Below are 18,796 nucleotides of genomic sequence, written 5' to 3' on the forward strand. Positions count from 1 at the left end.
ACGATAAAAGAGTAATATATTGAGATTCATCTAGGAATATGCTATTATATTTTGCGTAATCAGTAATATATTGATTGTTAGAAATGACAAAGGAGGTTACTTATGCAGATTATTACGAATAAATTTCACAAAGAAATGAAAGAACATGGTAATGATCAGTTTCCTTTTCTGATTAGTTATGAACGATTATCAAAGTATGAATCAGGTTCCTTTTTGTGGCATTGGCATCCTGAAATCGAGCTCACATTAATTGTAAAAGGTGATATGATTTATACAGTGAATGATCATCCTCTTCATCTTCATGAGGGTGAAGCTTTGTTTGGTAATGTGAGTTCCTTTCACACAGGTACGAAATTTGAGAATAAAGATTGCGAGTATATCTCCATCACGTTTGATCCAAAACTAATCTATGGATATGAAAACAGCATTACTTATCGTAAGTACGTGGAACCTATCACTCAGAACTTCTCTTTATCAGCAATTCAGTTAGATTATTCAGAAGAATGGCATAACAATATTATTGAGATTATAAAGGAAATTATTGCAATTGGGCAGAACAAAGAAGCCTCTTATGAATTAGATATCCTAATGAGACTTCAGCAACTTTGGAAAATTTTATATTTACATAACAACTCAGCTCCTGCAATGACACCTTATGATAAGCGGAATTATGACAGAATTCGCAGTATATTATCTTATGTAGATAATAATTATGCTATGAAATTAACTCTGGAAGAAATTGCGGAACATATTCATCTATGTAAAAGTGAGTGTTGTAGACTTTTTAAACGTTACATGAAAGTTTCTCTATTTGAATTTATCTTACAATACAGGATTGAGAAAAGCTTAAATTATCTAGCTGATTCTCAGTATTCTATTATAGAGATAGCGAACTTTGTTGGATTTAATGATTCTAACTATTACTCTAAAGTATTTACTAAGATAAAAGGCTGCTCTCCAACGAAATATAGAAAGAAGAATTTATCTTAAGTAATCATTTCAGTAGAAGTGTGAAATGCTTTTATTTCACACTTCTTATTCATTCCATACCGCCTTCAAAACATGCTCTCCTGTCATCCAGACAGTAGAATCCGATGTTATTATAGCTCCACTATATTCCCAACCTGTAAAGGTTGAGGCTTTTTTGACTGGCGTCGGTAATTCACCATATGTTTCATTAAACACTACTTCCTTTGGTTCCAGTACCTCACTACCTTCTGTAGTTGTACCGCCATTCAAATCAAACTTTACTAGGATCTTTGCGGGTACCCAATGTGCATAAAGAATTAAGTCGCCACCAACCTTATTCACAGAAAAATTCCATATAAGATTGGGTTCTTCCTCTTGATACCAGTACTCAAATTTATAACCTGGTTTGATTGGAATCTCAGGCTCTGCTACCAATTCACCATAACGAAGTTTCTGTGACGCTACTTCACTTCCACCAAATGTATGAAATCTAACCCTATATCCACCATTCATAGCAAAGTAAATAACCATAACAACAATTGCTATGATAAATGTTGCGATCAGACCATCTAATAGACGGATTGGTACATCCTTACTACCATAGATTCCTCTTCCAAACCATTTTTTACGTTCCTCTTCTAGCATAACTGCCTCTGAAATTTTATTTTCCTCATAATGATTTTCCACATGATGATTGTCTTCCTGATGATTGTCTTCCTGATGTTTATCCATGTTCTGATTTTCTCCCTTTTAAAATGGCGCAACAGGATGCTCATCTAAGATAAGTATCCTGTTGCAAGGTGAAAGAGGTTGTTACCAGTATCTTGATAATATCGTAGTTTCATAAAATCTTTCTATAGTAGAATGATTTTATTGATTTTATAACTATATCAATTTTAGTGCTATATTATTTTATGATATTATCATATTTATCGTTTTAATTACTTTTTCATTTTTATCATCTGCTACCTAACTATATCTAATATATTACTTCTACTACCAAGAAATCTATCAACCATTCCTTTTCTAACTTACTTACGTACCAAATACTTTCTCATATCAATCGCACATGCCACTAAGATGATTAAACCTTTAATGACATATTGCATGTTCATATTAATCGATAAGAAGTTTAATGCCACAAAGATAATTCTTAATAAGAATACACCCATGACAACTCCACTTATTTTACCGGTACCACCAACGAAGGATACACCACCGATAACACAAGCTGCAATCGCATCACTCTCATAATTCAAACCAGTATTCGCGGTATTGGAACCGATACGTGCTGCTTCAATAAATCCAGTAACACCATACATAACACCTGCTAATGTATGTACTAGAATCGTAGTCTTCATAACATTAACGCCAGATACATTTGCAGCTTCTGGATTCGAACCTACTGCAAACATATTCTTACCAAATGTGGTCTTATTCCATATAAACCACATAACGATAACTACAACACAAGCATACCATACATAATTTGGTATCGCAACGCCTCCTACCGATATCACACTTCCTTTAACAAACTTCGTAAATCTTTCATCTAAACCAGATAATGACTGGCCATTGTTACCATTAATCATCATGTACATTAATAAGAAACCATATATGATTAACTGTGTTGCCAAAGTTACGATAAATGGATGAAGCTTAAACTTAGCAACAAAAAATCCGTTAACCCAACCGACAATTCCACCAACAAGTATAACAATTATTATAACTACAGGTATAGGAAGTACTGGAAGGTTAGGAAACATTTTTGTCGCATAAGTTACCGCTTGTAATAGGGAAGCGGAAATACATGCGGTAAGACCAACTACACGACCTGCGGAAAGGTCCGTTCCTGTCAGTACAATACAACCAGCGATACCACAAGCAATTGGTAAGTTTGCAGCGGAAAGACTGATGATATTTACAATGGATGGTGCAGAAAGGAAGTTACTATTCTTAAAGGAAGTATAAATAATTGCAATAATCAATAATATGTATAATGCATTATTTAATAGTGATTCCTTCCAAAAAGTTATTTTACCTTTACTTTCTAAGCTTTTATAATCTGAATAATTTTGTTTGATATTTCCGATGGAACGTTGTATAGGATTCATAAGCTAGAACCTCCTCTAAACATATTTTGCAGCGAGCGCCATGATTTCTTCTTGTGTTGTATTTTTAGCATCTACTTCTCCAGCTAACTGACCTCCACTCATAACGAGTATCCTGTCACAAACCCCAAGTAACTCTGGCATCTCAGAGGATACCATCAGAACTACTTTCCCTTTGTTCGCCAGATCAATGATTAACTGATAAATCTCATATTTTGCGCCAACATCTATACCTCTCGTCGGTTCGTCCAGCATGAGTACTTCTGGTTCTGTTAAAAGCCATCTGCCTAAGATAACCTTCTGTTGATTACCACCAGATAAGGAACGAATCTTCGTAAGTTGAGAAGGTGTTTTAATTCTCATGGAATCTACAGACCATTTCGTATCCTTTTCCATCGAATTATTACTTAAATAAAACCTTACTTTTCTATGCTTCTTAAGACTTGAGATAACCGTATTTTCACGAATATTTAATATTCCAAAGATACCAGTAGCTCTTCTTTCTTCCGTTAATAAAGCAAACCCATTTTTAATAGATTCTCTTGCATTTTTATTACTAACTTCTCTTCCCTCTATTTTAATTACGCCGCTTTTTCTTGTAGCGATACCAAATATATTCTCTAACGTTTCCGTTCTTCCACTTCCATCTAATCCAGCTAACCCTACAATTTCACCTTTTCTAACCTGAAATGATACATCATTTAACAAAGAATATCTCGCTGTGAGATTTTCAACTTCCAGGGCTACTTTGCCTGGAGTATTCGTCTTTGGTGGAAACTGATTTTTAAGTTCACGACCTACCATAAGTTTAATAATGCTCTCTGTTGTCATAGTAATTGCTGGTTCTGTAGCAACCCAAGTACCATCTCTCATAACAGTTACTTCATCCGCAATCCTTAGAATTTCTGCCATCTTATGAGAGATATAGATGATGCCACAACCTCTGTTCCGTAGCATATTGATAATCTCAAATAAATGTTCTACCTCCTGCTCCGTTAACGATGATGTTGGTTCATCAAATACAATAATCTTACTCTTGTAAGAAACTGCTTTTGCGATTTCTACCATCTGTCTTTGAGAAACCGGCATTGTACTCATGATTTTCTTAGGATTTACATCGATTCCAAGCTCTTTAAATATTTCATTGGTCTCCCTTAGCATCTTCTCTTCATTTACTATAAGTCCGGCAGTTTTTGGATATCTGCCAAGCCAAAGATTATCCATAACGCTACGCTTAAGGGCTTGATTTAATTCCTGATGCACCATCGCTACACCATGTTCCAATGCTTCCTTTGAACTCTTAAAATTTACTTCTTTTCCATTCAATTTAATGGAACCAGAATCTTTATTGTACATTCCAAATAAGCATTTCATCAGAGTAGATTTACCAGCACCGTTTTCCCCCATGAGTGCGTGTACGGTTCCACTTTTAACGGTGAGAGATACTTGGTCCAGTGCCTTTACGCCAGGAAATTCTTTGCATATATCTGTCATCTGTAATAGCACATTATGTTCCATCGGCATCCTCCTTACTTACTCTGCAAAAAGCAGCTGCCGCCTAAGCAGCAGCTACTTCTCACGTAGATTTTATTATTCACCGATATAAGCAGCATATGGGATGTAAATCTTGTTGCTTACTTTAGGAGAAATGTTAAAGTTACTTGTATCAGCCATTAAATCTTTACCATTCTGAATATTCTTAGCAAGATAAGCGATTCCATCTGCCATACCTACAGCATCCTGTTTAATCGTACCAGTCATCTTACCATCTGCGATTAACTGTTTTGCTGCATCTGTTGCATCTACACCGAATACTGGAATAGTCTTACAATCAGCAGTTCCTAAGTTATATCCTTTGTCATTGAGTGCGGAGATAACGCCTTCTGCCATACCATCGTTATTACAGATAATTAACTCAATCATATTATTTGTAGCTTCACTGTACTGAGCAAGGTTTGTTGTCATATAGTCATTTGCTGCTGATGCAGACCAAGTACCATCTTTGTCAACCTGATATTTATCAGAGTTTGATGAATCAAAGTATTGTAATGCAGGCTTTCCAGCTGCTGTGATTACTTTATCCGCATCTTCTACACCAAACTGAGTACGATAGATAGCTTCTACGTTACCTAACTGACCCATGAACATTGCATAACTGATTTTGCCATCACCGTTTAAGTCAATAGCATCAAAGTTCTTTACTACATAATCGCCTACCATTTGCCCTTGCATATGTCCAGCTTCCGGTGCATCTGTTCCAACGAATGCGCATTTATCATAGCTTCCTAACACTTTGCCTTCATCTTCATCAGATTCTACTGCACGGTTAAAGAAAATTACTGGAATTTTAGCAGCCTTTGCTTTCTCTACGATTGAATTAGATGCATCCATAGAACCAGATGTTACAATATTTACAATCAATAAATTTGTTCCCTGACTAATTGCGGTATCAATCTGCTCATTCTGAGTAGTCTGATTGCTATTTCCATCATAATTCTGATATTTGATACCTGCATCTGTTAGTGATTTATCAAGTGCAGTACGAACACTTGAAATATAGGTATCACTATATGTATAGTAAAATACACCTACATTTAAAGAAGATCCTTTACCTGATGTGCCTTTGCTTCCTCCACAAGCCGAAAGGCTAAACACCATAACTGCTACTAGCATGAGTGCCCAAAACTTTTTCATAAAAATACCTCCCAATCATAATTGTTGTACAAAACTGTTTAGTTTCGCTTAGTTACAAGAATTATTATATGGAAGGTAGGTTAAAAAATATATACAATATCTTACACAAAGGGTATAATATTTTACTATATTGCACAATTAAATATTGTTTAGTTACTGTATTTTGTGCATATTAACAGGTGTATTTTATTTTATTAATTCCAGTAGGCACAGTTATGTTGTTTCTATAAAATCTATTTTATCAATAATTAAATAAGTTTTTACTAGAAAGACTCTCCTTAAAATATTTGCTTCTATAAGCGATCATATGTTCGTTTTTTCTCGACTTATTCCATATTTTATGCTATACTATCCTCAAGGTAACAGGAACGTAGGATAATCTCGAGTCTTGCCCTTCTATACTTTCATAGGAGGAGGTGAACTTCTTTCACTATATTACATAGAAAGGAAGTGAGCCTTATGATAACTATTTCGGATGCCTTATCTTTAATGATAAGTTTCGGTATGCTCATCATAGCGTTACTCACATTTATTGTTGTATTAATAAAAATGCACAATAAAAAATGATTATCCCGCAACCTCCAAAGTAACGGATAATCATTTTTTATCACATTTTGGGCAAGCATAAGTTTTTAACTTATGTTTCCTGTTACCTATATTATAGCTGTTTTTAAAGGAAAAGTAAAGACTTCCTATAAGAAAATAAACTGAACCAAAGCAAGAGGAACTCATTATTCTTTTCAAGCCACACTTATCGTCTCCGGTTCTTATAACTCATGCTTCTAATTACATTATACTCCCCTTTTTAACAGTGAGTTGTTTAACCTGCCACATAGTGTGGCAGGTCTTTCATTCTACTGTATATATGTCACCTAGGCTCTTAGAATATCATACTACTATTGCTTTAACTAAGCCGTAATTTTCTGATATCGTTCACTGTCAATTATCTCAAGCATTAGCTTCATTGGGTCCAGCTCGCTTGATTTTACCATATCAAATATTTTAGGTGATGAACTAGGAAGCCATTTTGCTATAAAGGAAATATTATTTTGTCCTTCCTGCATCGCCTTGATATCATCCGATATCTGTTTGGATATTAAGTCCATTACTGAACTCTCGCAGGAGGTTCCAAAAAGTGAGAGTAAATCATCGTACCTACCATATTCAGATACATAATCCATATTCTTTAATACTGTTTTCGGATAGTTTAAGGAAAGCCAATTCATACAGATTCGGAAGATTTTACGCTCCCCAAGGCCACCTCTGATATCTCTTGCAAAGAAAAGTATTTTCATCGACTAATCCTTCTTCATCCTGTTGTAATTCTATAAAATGATTACCACCATCGAGAGTCCCTACTTGATAATATCCCTCATCAATCTGCATCAATAATTCGCTGTCCATTGAATATTTCTCAATTTCATTCTTAGCAAAATCTAGGACATCACTTTCCTGCGGCTGCTTATGACGATTAAAGCCCGTTGGTATGTTTCGAAGAATATCGCTAATGATTGCCTGTAACAACGTACCGCTACCCGTCATTGTATCCCTAAGCAGATTTACCGGAATATTGGTTTGTATAAAGCCCATTCCACATCCAATATCTACACCAACCGCATTAGGAATTACTACTCCTTCCGTTGCTATTACACCTCCGATTGGCATTCCTTTTCCTGTATGTGTATCTGGCATTAAGCAAACCCATTTATGTATAAATGGCAGTCTTGCAAGGTTCATTGCCTGTTCTTTACAAGATTCTTCTATATCGTCAACATTATCCAGCCAAATTTTTATTGGGCGTAACGTATTTCCTTTTTCATAATATACGAACATAATGCATCGCTCCTTTGTTGTTACTTCGTACCTATGATAACGAAAAACGCCGTATCGAGAGTTGGCTAGGTGATCTGGTTACGTTTGGTACATCAAAAAAGGGAAAACAGATAACTATATCATTAGATAGTGGACAGCTTCCTGCAAATCCACTCTATAAAGCTTATAAATCAAAAAGCTTTACAGATAATGATATTTGCCTACATTTTTTTATACTTGATATTTTAAAGGAGCAACCGGGGCTTTCAGTTGAAGAAATTACTGACGGAATATGTCACCGCTATGGTAAAATTTTTGATACCCAAACAGTTCGCCTGAAACTTAGGGAATATGTTTCGGAAGGCATTCTTCTACAGACAAAGCACGGTAAAATGCTACGATACAGCCTGACTGAAGATTATCCTGATACTTTTTGCTCTGATATGAAAGAACTAATAGATGCGATTACCTTTTTCTCAGAGGCTGCTCCTTTCGGTGTGGTAGGAAGTTATTTGTTGGATCATATGAATATCAAAAATGATATCTTTCTATACAAGCATCATTTTATTGTACATACACTTGAAGATAATATTCTATTGGCTCTCTTAGATGCAATTGATGGTAGATGCCTTATAGAGCTGCTTAATTTCGGAAAAAGCAAGCAAGAAACTATCATTCAGGGCATTCCAATGAAAGTATATATATCAACACAGACCGGTCGAAGATACATCTTAATGTATCTTCCTAATATGAAGCGCTTTCAAGCCTTTCGCCTTGATAACATCAAATCAGTCAAATCACTCTCTATATATGAAGAATATGATTATTACAAAGAGAAATTTGATAAAAATAGTCCATTTTTGTTGGGGTGTGTCTTTTGGATCTACAGATCGAACTAAACAATATGAAGAATTTAAGATGACTATAGAGATTAATGAACAACATGAGCAATATATCGGAACGTATAAAACGAGAGGGCAGAAACGGTACAATAACTCGCATCTGCGATAATACCTACTCCTATTCAGTTCAGGTTTTTGATACAAACGAGATGATGAATTGGGTAAAGACCTATATTGGACGGATTATCTCGATTGAAGGATCAAACAAACAGGTAATTAAAAAGTTTTATCGTGATATATATCGCATGAAAAGATTATATAGTAAGGATACAAAGGAGGTAAATCCTCCTACTAAGACAAAGGAGGAAAATCCTCCTTACAAGGCAAAGGAGGATTGAAATCATGGAGCTTTTCTCAGAAATATACAGCTGCTATTATTCTGTTACCTCAAAAATATTACAAAACTCACCGCAATTTATTACCGGTGACTATCTTCCTTATCGCTTGGAGTACTCACAGAAGAATGATAGATTCCGTATTTATGTAACAAAAATGAATGGTACAAAACCATTATCTCTTGGTACAATCAATTTATCTCGAATATATCATATTTATATGACAGATAAATGTTTACCCGGATCCTGTTAACATGGCTCGCATTTTTAAATGGAAGCGCTGTATCGAGCCTGTTACAATTGAAATTACTGGCGAACGAAATGGGATAGAGCGCTTTATGATGGAATTCGCAAGTTATAAAAAACAGACTATAATAGACGATGAAAGCGGCAAGTGTTCGGCCACGTTATGGTATGATCTGCAGGATGAAACAGAACTCTTAATAAAACTCCTAAGCTTCGGTCCGATTCTGAAAGTAACTGGACCGGATCAGATGCTTAAGCAGATAGAGGAACGAATTAACAAACAGTATCAACTCTTATATCCTTATAGTGTAAAATAATTGAAAACACTAAGCTATATGAAAATACTATAAGTTATACCTTATCGTTGATATCTATAGTCAAATTTATTGCTTTAGGAAGATGAAATAAGTAAAAAGTTAATATTCTGATTTAATGAAAGTAATATTTTGCCTTTTTATTCGAAAGGTTTACAATAAGTTTTTTTAAATATATATCCTACCTATCTATAAAAAATAAATTACTCTTTTAGTTAAAATTTTACTCAATATAACAGCTAACCCCTTTAAAAGCATCTGACCAATGCTCAAAGGGGTTAGCTGCAAGAAGCCATTAATCGATTCTGATAACAGAACTTCATAAATCTTATATGATAATAATGTTACTTCTGTTTTTTTTCAATATCTCTTAAGCGTTCGGTCAAAGCAGAATCCTTGGAAATTAGTATCCTAATAATCTTTTTCAATACAACAGTAAGACTAATAAAGACAATTGGTACAGAAAAAATTAGGTAACTGCATATTAAAATGAATGGCTTAAAATCTGTTTGTAAAAGAATTCTATTATCATAGAGTAAAATAAGGGCTATTACAGAACATATTCCGCTTATCGTTGAAATCACTATGAATACATTTAATAATTTTTTTAATTCAGAGAACAATGCAATCACCTCCTCACAGTGAGCAAAAAATTCTTATTGATTCTTTTTAATATTATATTATGGCTGCGATGAATAGTCCAACTGGAAGTTCTTTGATATTGGCGTAGATGAGTAATCGCCTGTATAGAATTTATCAAATTCAACTGCCAGAGCCCCAACAGTATTGGTGTTACCAGATGCTGCTTCATATTGTAAAACACCCTGATATGTAAAATAGTGCCCGATGTTAATTTTCCCATCATAATCAGTGCATTCTTCAAATGAATATTTAGTAAGTTTTTCGCCAACAGCGGTTGTTTTACGGTTGGTCAGACTAACACCCGTACTACCTAGTGTAACTTTGCCATTTGCTGAACTTATTGTATTTATATATCCGAGAACTGTTTGGAATGTTGAACCGTATGGTAAAGCACTTACAGCTTTATTTAATAAGCTTACAGCTATACTTTCCCCAACTCCCTTAACTGCAGGAAAAATTGCCGTATAGTCATAAACCCTGCCCTCTTGAAATGATCGAATGAAAGTGGATTTATCGCCACAAGCAAAAGCCATCTTTACATTCCTATATTCAAAAACATTAGTACCATGATATATATTACCAGCAATATTCGCATGTTCCGCTACTTTAAAAGCTGCAGCCCAAGTAGAATCCTGAGAGCGAACATTTACATGTCTATATTCAACATACGGCACTGAATAGCATTGAACTAAATCTGACCCTATATAAAATGAATCATAATAAGAAGTGGGATTTACCCATGTAGTCCAAGTATTAAGTCCTCTAGTTTTTACACCGAGGCCAAGTTCCTCAAGGATTGTACTATCTGTCGGCAGCTCCAATGTTTCGTGTTTTACTAAGCTACTTGCCCATAATGCATCTCTAAATTTGTTTGCTTTTTGGTAATTACTTGCATCAAGCATGGAAAATGCAGAAGGCATTGCAGTTTCAAAAAGATAAAGGGTATCATCTTTATCCTGCAAATATATTTTTAAATGAGGACTAGTCGAAAGTTCTTTCTTCTCGTTCTGAGTACTAACCAATAGATTGTCTTCCTTAGTATCATTATAGATTTCAAAAAGCAAGAACTTATATCCTTCAATAGAATCAGGTATATCAATAATTGTACTATTGATGCCATGCTGTGCTTTATAACTTGATGATAGCCTTCCTTTTACAGGGAGATTAATTGTTTTATTATTAATCGATAAAACTGCTATAAAGTTGACATCTTCACCGCTTATAACTATATTGCTTATTGAAATATTAGTATCGGAGATAGATTTTGCAAATGTAGCTGGCATTCTGCTTGCCGGATCGCCAGAAAACATGTTTCTGAACTCAGAAGCAGACATTAATATACCACCGGTTTGAATCTCAGTTTTCAAGGTGCTTGTAGTTTCAGCTGAAACCGTGTTACTCATAGTGAACATAAGACTTAAAACTATTAGAATACTCAATAAACGTTTCATATAAATAAATTACTATATGTAACATCATTCATTGGCATCACCTCCCTTTCGAGAGGCTAACACACCCTGTCTCGATTGCTCCCAATTCAATATTACCATATTTTACCTATTATTACAACTGTCTAACGACAATAACTTCTGTATTTATCCTCCAGTATAAAAAACATCAATCTATACGCAACCTCAATACCACAAGATGGTACAATATGAATTTGAAATTCCCATATACGTCATTTTTGAACATCATATAAAGCAGGATGAATCCCTATTAATCATCAAATGCTTAACTTTCCCTTAATAATGAAAATCCAGATCAAAGACGGCAGGGTTTTCATTTTCCTATGAGCTGGTACATCCTATTTAAGGCTTTCATAAATTTGAACATAAGTATTTTTATAAAAATGACAAAAATTTTGGCTATATTAAGCTTTTTATAATACATCGTGATATATAGCTAATATCCTTAGAACCCGAGTAACTGTCCGTTAATCTTACTTTTAATTCTGATACGTCGTCAAAATCATCACCAATTACTTTAATTTCTATATCAATATCCCTTTCATATATACCTAAATCAATTAGTGCTTTTTTATTTTTCAAATTAGTAAGTACAAATATTCTATTGCGTCTAGTACTTTGATTATCTAATACATCCATATATTGTTTTATCAATAGTTAAAAAATATAGGTGTTTTATCATATGATATTAATTACAGCATTGGAGAGAGGTATTTATTACATAATGAGCAAATACCTGTATCGATTATCAAGAAAATATTGGAACAAAATTGCGTTTCCAAACAATAATGGATTTGTATTATAGATATATAGATAAAAGAGAAGTGCTAACAAATAAACTAGTCGAAATGTCTCATAATGAACAATTAAGAAGATATTATTTATAAGCATTCTATACACTATTTGTGAAGGTAAAAATGATAAGCTAATCATCCTACTATCAATGCTTTCTTAAATAAACGACACCCTCGGATTAAAAAAGTTGTCGATGATATATAAGCCAACTATAAAATCATCGATATTAATACAATCATCATCAAGACATAAATTTGAACAGTAGCTATATAGAATATCAATTTTTCAACAAAGTAAATATTATTAATACACAACATTCTATTGAATGTATCACTATTACATAATTGTCTAGCCGTATTATTCTTGTTTAAGCTAATGCCCAATACATCTAAAAAATCTTTAGCTCTTGTTGAATATCTATATCCTCACTATCATCTGTAATCTAAAACCGTATACTCCGAACACCATCAACCATATCAAAGTCAGGATCCATTGATACATTGTATATAATAAGCATTTCCGATTAAATGTTCATTTACTCTTCCAGTTCTACCAACAAGATTATAAAAGTCAAAGGCAAAAAAGTGCTCACCAACAGAAACTTTTTTTCTAGCAGGTTTTGTTATTATTATATTTTGCGCTATAGTATTACCCCCTTCTAATATTGTTGCGATGAAATATCAAATGCATAGCCTCCCCTTTTTAGCAACAACCCACTACAAATGGTGCAGTGGGTTGTTTGCTTATGCACAATTCAGGGAAAGTAATGGGATACTCTCCCCTAATATTTTCATTGCCTCCTTCTCCATATGGAATACCATATAACATTCATATAGCCAGAATAATATCTTATTTACTTAACTACTCTCTTAATGAAATGAAAATAAAATCTTCTGGTATTCTGCATCATACATATTATCCCTAGTAATTAAAGTCGTAGAAGTATCAATTGTACCTTTTTCAATACTTTGCCCACGAATTAATTCAGCCACTTTCTCAACTCCTAGGTATCCCATGGCATAAGGATTTTGTACAATCAAAGCATCTACTTCTCCAGTTTCCAACATCCCCACGGATACCACATTAGAATCAAATGCTACTACTGTTGTTTCATCCGCAAGATTTAAGTCTCGAATCGCCCAACCAACACCCAAACTGGTCCATTCATTAAAGGTAGCTATCACATTAATTTCTGGATGTTCTTCTAAGAGCTGTTTCGTCCCTTTTCTAGCATCTTCCGTGGTAGATACTACGTTAATCGTAACAATATCTATCACTCTGCTATCCTTGCTTACAATTTCTCGAAAGCCATCTTCTCTTTGCTGACCATTGGCAGAATTAATATCATAGTTAACAATTCCGATATGGATTTTCTCTTCACTACTTGCAAGGGCAGCCTCACCTGCCATACAACCAGCTGCGTAATTATCGGTTCCAATCCGGCAGGTTACTTGATTACTGTTAACATCGCTATCAATGATAATTACCTTCAAACCTTTTTTAGCAGCATCTTCTATCGCTTTGGCATTTGCGTTATAATCCACTGCTGAGAATATAACGGCTTCTGCCCCATCCTCAATCGCTTGATAGATTAAATCATTCTGATATTCATAATCTTCTTCTAATTCGGGACCAGCATAGCTAATGGATAGATTATATTCCGTAGCTGCAGCACTCGCACCCGCAAATACAGACTGCCAAAAAGCGCTTTTTGTAGATTTCGTAATCATCGCTACGTAATGCTTCTTATTATCTTTATTACTACAGCTTACAAGGGTAATTAACATGACGCCCAAAAGAATCCATACAACTATTTTTTTAAATGTATTCATAATTTTCCCTCTCTATCTTAGGCATACGTATTTTGACACAAGTTCCTTCATCTAATTCGCTTTCTATCAAAATTCCATACTTTTCTCCAAAATAGATTTTAATTCTATCATTTACATTCTTAATACCTATTCCTGTTTTATCCCCAGGCTCTTTATACAAAATGCTATGGATTTGTTCAGGCGTCATTCCAACTCCATTATCTATTACTTCCATGACGATATCTTCTTCCTCAGCATAGATATGTATACCGATATGACCATCATCCACCATTCTATTAAGCCCATGATAAATTGCATTCTCTATAATAGGCTGAAGGGTAATTTTATTACAATAATACGGGAGACATTCCTCCTCTACAATAAATTCATAAACAAATTGATTTTTGTAGCGGAAGTTTTCAATCTTTAGATAACTCTTAGCATGTTCAACTTCTTTTTCTATGGTGATTAACTCATGCCCTTTACTGATACTAATACGAAACAGCTTAGCGAGTGCATTGACCATTTCCACAGCATCTTGGCTTCGTTCTTCTTCACATAACCAGCCAATGGCATCTAATGTATTATAAAGAAAATGTGGGTTAATTTGTGCCTGTAATGCCTTTAACTCTGTTTTTCTAAGCGTTATTTCTTCCTTACGTACCTTCGTCATTAATTCTTGAATCTGCACAACCATATGGTCAAATGATTGAGATAGCGCCTGAATTTCTGTTGTACCTCCCACCGATTGAAAGGAATACCCAGCTGCATCTTGCTCAAAATCTTCCATAGCTTTCATCAATTTTTGAATCGGTTTTGATATCACTTTTGACATCACATAACTGCTAATCATAGCTACAATCATAATTAAAAGTAACATAATAATCAGGGTCTTAACTACACTGATTACTTCACTGGCAATCAATTCATTGATATAGCTTACACCAACAATTCGCCAATCACTATTATTTAGTGACTTAATGGTATAGATCACATTAGAATCCTGATAAGAGCCATCCAAATGATCAGCAATACCCTCTGTATTCTCTTCCTTTAACCCAGAGAAGATAAGTTGTTGCTGCGGATGGTATATTATTTCACCCTTAGTACCTATAATAAAGCAATAACCATGTTGTCCAATCCCGACATCATCCACATAATTTGCGATCTTTGAGAAACTAATGTCAAATACTACTCTGCTCTTACTACCGTCTTCATTTTCAATTTCCTCTAAAATAGTTACCACCCAAGGGTAATAATTTTCCAAAAGACTTTCCACGTGTGGTTCAGATATGTAAATCTCCCCAGTCTCATAATTTTCCCTCTTAACATAGGATAGATTTTTTAAGTATTCTTTTTTTAATTGATACTCACCGGTATAGCTGCTTACCATGTTTTGATTTTCATCATATATATAGACTGCAACCAAGTCAGTACGCACTTTCATTAAAGTGTTAAGTGTATCTTCCCGCTCATCCTCACTTTGATCAAAACCATCTTTAATGATATCCATAATACCCTTCATATCATCCGCATAATTACCTACGGTATTGGATACTTGTACAACCGCTTGCTCACTACTGGTAATTGCATTTTGTTCCATACTGGATAGATAAATTTTAAAGAATAAAAGGAGTGCGCAAATTAATATGAAAGCAACAAAACTTACTACTAAACTAACGATAATAGCGGATAACGATATTTTCTTTTTTCTCACGTATCTCCCCCCAAAGCTAAACTATTTCCCCAGCCACTGCGTTTTGTTGACGAAGTACATTGGGTGATAAACCATAGAATTTTTTAAAACAATAACTAAAATAATGCTGGTCATTGTAACCACACTTTTCCGTTATCTCTCGAATTTTCATTGGGGTATATAATAGTAGCTCTTTCGCAGTTTCTATCCTCTTCTTGGTAAGTAAATCTACAAAACTTTGTCCGGTCTGCTTTTTCATTAACGCACTCAAATAATTTGGACTCACATTGATTTGATTGCTGACACTTACCAAGGACATCTCAGGATTCGCATATTCTTTTTCAATAATATATAAAACCTGGTCACATAAAATTTCACTGCTCTTTTTTCTTCCCGTACTTACCAGTTCACTTGCCTTTTGGCATAAGTCTATAAATCTCTCCTTTGTTTCCTGAAAGGTACCTTCAAAGAAATTCATCTGGTCCACTATCGTATCATCCCAAGCTTCTTTTCTATCATCACTATCCGTAACAGCGTATACGGTTTTACAGACTGCCGCAAATACCTGAATTAAAACTATCTTCATCTTAATCTGATAGTTTTTTGTGTTAAGGAAACTATAAAACATACGGTCTAAATAACTCGCTAACTCCCTCTTGCTTCCACCACGAAGCAAATTTTCGATTTCCAATATAATATCCGGAACCTTCGACAAATCAAAATCAGCACGTTCCTCATCCGAAATGTAATGAACGTTGCTTCTACCAGATAAACTGTAACTTAAAGCATTCATAGCCTCTCGATATGCCTCATGGCAGTATCCTAGCTTATCGACCAATCGACTAATTCCGATATCACAATACATACCAAGGATTCTCTCTATACTTTGCATAATTTCGCCTACAATAATATGGAGATATTTATCGAAAGTTGGTTTCGTACCGATTAACAAGCTAATTACCCTTCCCTCGGTATAAAAGCTATAATGTTTTATGTATTTTTTTAAAATGATATCAATGGAATGAACCAATTCCATATCGGTCCTATTCTCACCTTGGTGATCTCGTAATCTCACTGCCATCACAGTATAATTATATGATGTTGAACTATTTTGTATCAGTCCACATGCGACTGCCTGCTCCAATAACAATTCTTCTCTAGCCAAATTATCACGTTCCCCACACTCGTCGAGAAGTAACGGAACAACAAAACTCTGACTGTCATTTAGCACTTTACTAAGAATATGAAATTCCTCAAATAGATGATCCAGCTTATCCTTTATTTCTAATAATTTTTGTGTTAAATCCGTCATACTAATTGGTTTTAACAGATAGCTGATTACATTGTATTGTATCGCTTGTTGTGCGTATGAAAAATCATCATAACCACTTAAAAAAGCAATCTGTGTCGTAGGCCTTATTTCTCTTACTTGTCTTGCTAGTTCTATTCCTGATAAAAACGGCATACGAATATCCGTTAATAACAAATCAGGCTCTTCCTTTTCCACCATCTCTAAGGCTTCTATTCCATTACTCGCCTCACCTACTACCTGAAACCCGATGCTATTCCAGTCCATTTTACGAATGATAGCACTGCGTAATTCCTCTTCATCATCAGCTACTACTATAGTATACATAATATCCTCCTTAGTTATCGGTTAGTCTTAAAGTACTAAGTTAAGATTTATCTTGAAAGTAAGTATTTTGATTCTATTTCATGGTATTTCTTTCTATGTATCTGTCTGGTTCTTTATATATTAATCTGTATTCTCTAATATCGAAAGAGGTAGATTCTTTTTCTTATTCCCATACCTGTAATGATTTCAATCATACTTTTGTAATAATTTCGTGGTCGATTCACTCCTTGGCTTTCTATAAACGTCTCTGTTTAATCATATACTTTCCTACCACTTATGTCAACTTGCATTATTTTCTATGTATTTTTGATGCTTTGATTGTGCAATATTACATGTTTAAGGTTTAAGCTTATAACTATAAAAATAGCAGTAGTAGAATGATAATGATTAACTAATTTTCTTAAAATGAAATGCAGATTTTAAAGATGCTTTCTTACAATAAAAAATATGCTTAAAAAATTTTCCTTATTATCTTTAAAAAACGACAACCAGTATTCTGATTGTCGTTTATGAAAAGCAAATATAATTTTTTAGTCAAACTTCTTATTTAATCCATATATCATCTAGTTATACTTCTTATTTAATCCATACATCATCTAGTTATACTTCTTATTTAATCCATAAATCATTTAGCTATATTTCTTTTTTACACCATACCTCTTTCGTAATCTCTAAGTAAGTATCATATGGCTCTAAAAAATCTGGCCTTGGTTTACGAATAAAGCCTAACTTATCATACAGCTTCCAAGCTTTTTTATTCTCTGGATTTGGGTCAACATATGCTCTCTTAGCTAAATTTTGTTCAAAAACTTGAGTTATCGCAAACGATAGCGCATAACTTGCGATGCCTTTTCCCTGTGCTTTGGGAAATAATTTTATATCCAGAGTTGCAAGATCATGTACCGTATCAATATCATAAAAGGTTTCACCACAATATCCTAACTCCTCCGTATAGATACTATAGTGCTTACGGAGCTCATGTTGGTTTACTCTACTAAGCCAGCGTTCTAATTCCTCTAGCTTAATACCTAATCCATTAGGAAAACCGACATAATGCATTACTTCTCCGTTATTCCACAACTCCATAATATTTGATAAATCTTCTTTTTTTGTTTCTCTAATAATAATATCCAAAATAAATTCCTCCTAAATAATCAGGGAGGGCTATAGTATAGTAATCCCTCCTGTAGTTTTCTTTGTGATTACTATTGTTCTCATCATCTATATCACCCTTTCCTATTTATTTGGTAAGGAATTTAATTCCGAAACCTTACTATAATTTACCATAAAGCAAACATTATATCAAGAAATCCAGCTTAAAAAACGGAAAATGGAAAATATAATTAATCCATATCCGATTCAAG

At 34.2% G+C, this 18,796-nt stretch carries 17 protein-coding genes; 6 read left to right on the top strand and 11 right to left on the bottom strand.

Annotated elements, in window-relative coordinates; genetic code table 11:
- Window positions 1-102 precede the first annotated feature (102 nt).
- On the top strand, window positions 103-990 hold the full coding sequence (locus CPHY_RS11575) for an AraC family transcriptional regulator (protein WP_012200258.1): 888 nt from the start codon (window positions 103-105) through the stop codon (window positions 988-990).
- A gap of 45 nt (window positions 991-1,035) precedes the next feature.
- On the opposite strand, the gene CPHY_RS11580 is transcribed toward CPHY_RS11575, so the two are convergent.
- The 4 genes from CPHY_RS11580 to CPHY_RS11595 form a co-directional block, all read right to left on the bottom strand.
- On the bottom strand, window positions 1,036-1,701 hold the full coding sequence (locus tag CPHY_RS11580) for an InlB B-repeat-containing protein (RefSeq protein ID WP_012200259.1): 666 nt from the start codon (window positions 1,699-1,701) through the stop codon (window positions 1,036-1,038).
- Window positions 1,702-2,000: 299 nt separating this feature from the next.
- On the bottom strand, window positions 2,001-3,083 hold the full coding sequence (locus tag CPHY_RS11585) for a galactose/methyl galactoside ABC transporter permease MglC (protein WP_012200260.1): 1,083 nt from the start codon (window positions 3,081-3,083) through the stop codon (window positions 2,001-2,003).
- 15 nt (window positions 3,084-3,098) lie between these two features.
- On the bottom strand, window positions 3,099-4,598 hold the full coding sequence (locus tag CPHY_RS11590) for a sugar ABC transporter ATP-binding protein (RefSeq protein WP_012200261.1): 1,500 nt from the start codon (window positions 4,596-4,598) through the stop codon (window positions 3,099-3,101).
- 72 nt (window positions 4,599-4,670) lie between these two features.
- Window positions 4,671-5,774: a galactose ABC transporter substrate-binding protein gene (locus tag CPHY_RS11595; protein WP_012200262.1), complete on the bottom strand. Its 1,104-nt coding sequence runs from the start codon at window positions 5,772-5,774 to the stop codon at window positions 4,671-4,673.
- Window positions 5,775-6,233: 459 nt separating this feature from the next.
- Between CPHY_RS11595 and CPHY_RS22665 the strand changes: the two genes are divergently transcribed.
- Window positions 6,234-6,341 (top strand): putative holin-like toxin, encoded by a 108-nt coding sequence (locus CPHY_RS22665; protein ID WP_081428537.1) that lies wholly within the window; start codon window positions 6,234-6,236, stop codon window positions 6,339-6,341.
- A 341-nt stretch (window positions 6,342-6,682) separates the two neighbouring features.
- Here the strand turns inward: CPHY_RS22665 and CPHY_RS11600 are convergent, their stop codons facing one another.
- Window positions 6,683-7,069, bottom strand: a complete 387-nt coding sequence (locus tag CPHY_RS11600) for a hypothetical protein (protein WP_041703573.1) — start codon at window positions 7,067-7,069, stop codon at window positions 6,683-6,685.
- Window positions 7,017-7,607 carry an RNA-splicing ligase RtcB gene (locus CPHY_RS11605; RefSeq protein WP_049762375.1) on the bottom strand — a complete coding sequence of 197 codons (591 nt, stop codon included), beginning with the start codon at window positions 7,605-7,607 and terminating at the stop codon, window positions 7,017-7,019. The genes CPHY_RS11600 and CPHY_RS11605 overlap by 53 nt, the downstream gene beginning before the upstream one ends.
- Window positions 7,608-7,621: 14 nt before the next feature.
- Between CPHY_RS11605 and CPHY_RS11610 the strand changes: the two genes are divergently transcribed.
- Genes CPHY_RS11610 through CPHY_RS11620 form a run of 4 tightly spaced genes read left to right on the top strand, consistent with a single transcriptional unit; the run spans window position 7,622 to window position 9,386 of the window.
- Complete coding sequence (locus CPHY_RS11610) at window positions 7,622-8,485, top strand: hypothetical protein (RefSeq protein WP_012200263.1); 864 nt, start codon at window positions 7,622-7,624, stop codon at window positions 8,483-8,485.
- 44 nt (window positions 8,486-8,529) lie between these two features.
- Window positions 8,530-8,826: a hypothetical protein gene (locus tag CPHY_RS20825; RefSeq protein WP_012200264.1), complete on the top strand. Its 297-nt coding sequence runs from the start codon at window positions 8,530-8,532 to the stop codon at window positions 8,824-8,826.
- Between the two features lie 4 nt (window positions 8,827-8,830).
- Window positions 8,831-9,076, top strand: coding sequence for a hypothetical protein (locus CPHY_RS20830; RefSeq protein ID WP_049762377.1), 246 nt, complete (start codon window positions 8,831-8,833; stop codon window positions 9,074-9,076).
- 1 nt (window position 9,077) lies between these two features.
- Complete coding sequence (locus tag CPHY_RS11620; protein ID WP_012200265.1) at window positions 9,078-9,386, top strand: hypothetical protein; 309 nt, start codon at window positions 9,078-9,080, stop codon at window positions 9,384-9,386.
- Between the two features lie 677 nt (window positions 9,387-10,063).
- Here the strand turns inward: CPHY_RS11620 and CPHY_RS11630 are convergent.
- The 5 genes from CPHY_RS11630 to CPHY_RS11655 form a co-directional block, all read right to left on the bottom strand.
- Window positions 10,064-11,476, bottom strand: a complete 1,413-nt coding sequence (locus tag CPHY_RS11630; RefSeq protein ID WP_012200266.1) for a hypothetical protein — start codon at window positions 11,474-11,476, stop codon at window positions 10,064-10,066.
- A 1,682-nt stretch (window positions 11,477-13,158) separates the two neighbouring features.
- Window positions 13,159-14,121, bottom strand: a complete 963-nt coding sequence (locus CPHY_RS11640) for a substrate-binding domain-containing protein (RefSeq protein WP_012200268.1) — start codon at window positions 14,119-14,121, stop codon at window positions 13,159-13,161.
- Entirely contained in the window at window positions 14,108-15,817 is a 1,710-nt protein-coding gene (locus tag CPHY_RS11645) for a cache domain-containing sensor histidine kinase (protein WP_012200269.1), read from the bottom strand. Before CPHY_RS11645 ends, CPHY_RS11640 begins: the two co-directional genes overlap by 14 nt.
- 16 nt (window positions 15,818-15,833) lie before the next feature.
- The gene (locus CPHY_RS11650; RefSeq protein WP_012200270.1) at window positions 15,834-17,432 is read right to left on the bottom strand and encodes a response regulator; all 1,599 of its coding nucleotides are present in this window, start codon (window positions 17,430-17,432) and stop codon (window positions 15,834-15,836) included.
- 633 nt (window positions 17,433-18,065) lie between these two features.
- On the bottom strand, window positions 18,066-18,566 hold the full coding sequence (locus CPHY_RS11655; RefSeq protein WP_012200271.1) for a GNAT family N-acetyltransferase: 501 nt from the start codon (window positions 18,564-18,566) through the stop codon (window positions 18,066-18,068).
- Window positions 18,567-18,796 lie beyond the last annotated feature (230 nt).

Source organism: Lachnoclostridium phytofermentans ISDg, assembly GCF_000018685.1.
In the GTDB taxonomy this organism is placed as follows: Bacteria; Bacillota; Clostridia; order Lachnospirales; family Lachnospiraceae; genus Lachnoclostridium; species Lachnoclostridium phytofermentans.